2 protein-coding genes are annotated in these 781 nt (G+C 53.6%); both read right to left on the bottom strand.

Translation table 11 applies throughout. From position 1 onward, the window contains the following. Window positions 1-196: 196 nt before the first annotated feature. The gene (locus VE26_RS18440; RefSeq protein ID WP_244465597.1) at window positions 197-451 is read right to left on the bottom strand and encodes a hypothetical protein; all 255 of its coding nucleotides are present in this window, start codon (window positions 449-451) and stop codon (window positions 197-199) included. Window positions 452-586: 135 nt separating this feature from the next. After that, window positions 587-781, bottom strand: a 195-nt coding sequence (locus tag VE26_RS18435; protein ID WP_244465596.1) for a hypothetical protein, incomplete at its 5' end; no start/stop codon positions are given.

Genomic DNA, 781 nt, shown 5'->3' with positions numbered 1-781 from the left:
AAAATGGCCGGCGCTTCGTGCGCCGTCCTCCCCCACCCAGATCTGTTGTACCTGCGTTGTCCTTCAACCAGCGTCTGGGCGCGGATTTCTATGCGTCCGTCCCGCGTGATCTCCGCACCGCGATGGCCCGCTATGTCATTGATGTTCTGTTGCTCGATAGCCATGACGCCATCATCTATACTACCGGCTTTTCCCTCTACACCACCGAACGTCCCGTGGTCTTTTCCCTTCCGCCGGCCATGCCCCTCCTGCTTGTTCCTTTCCTCTTCCCCCTCCCTTCCCCCCCCCCTCCTTCTCTCCTCCCTCCTCTCTTCTCCCCCTCTTTTTTTCCTCCTCCTCCTCCTCCCTCTTTCTCTGCCTGTTCCCCTGTCTCTTTTACTCTTCTCACTCTTCTACCTCTCCTTCTTTCTTTCTCGTTTTTCTTTTTTCCTCTTTTTCCTTTCTTTTTCATTCTTTGTTTTTCTTCTCTCTTTCCATTTCTTTTACTACCACTCTCCCCCTTCTCCCATTCCCTTTCTCCTCTTGTCTTTGCTCTCCCTCTTGCCTATTTCTTTACCCCGTCTCCCACTCCTATCTATTCCCTTCTCTACCTTCCCCTCCCCTTTTTCCTCCCTTTCCTCCCCCTCTCCCCTCCCTTTCTTTCTTCTGCCCATCCCTCCTCTCCTCTCTCCCCTTCACCTTTCTTTTTCCCCACTTTCTCCCTCTTTCCCCCTTTCAGCTGCCTTCCCTTCTTCCCCACTCCGTTTATCGCTTCCCTCTCCCTTTCCCCGTCACCCCCCTC

Origin of the sequence: Devosia chinhatensis (assembly GCF_000969445.1) — a bacterium.
GTDB lineage: Bacteria > Pseudomonadota > Alphaproteobacteria > Rhizobiales > Devosiaceae > Devosia > Devosia chinhatensis.
Note: the sequence above shows the minus strand (reverse complement) of the source record. Positions and strands in the feature narration are given on the sequence as shown.

What these genes read in the sequence shown, in the direction of transcription:
- VE26_RS18440 (WP_244465597.1), bottom strand. Translation starts at nt 451, where the DNA reads ATGAAAAAGAAAGGAAAAAGAGGAAAAAAGAAAAACGAGAAAGAAAGA.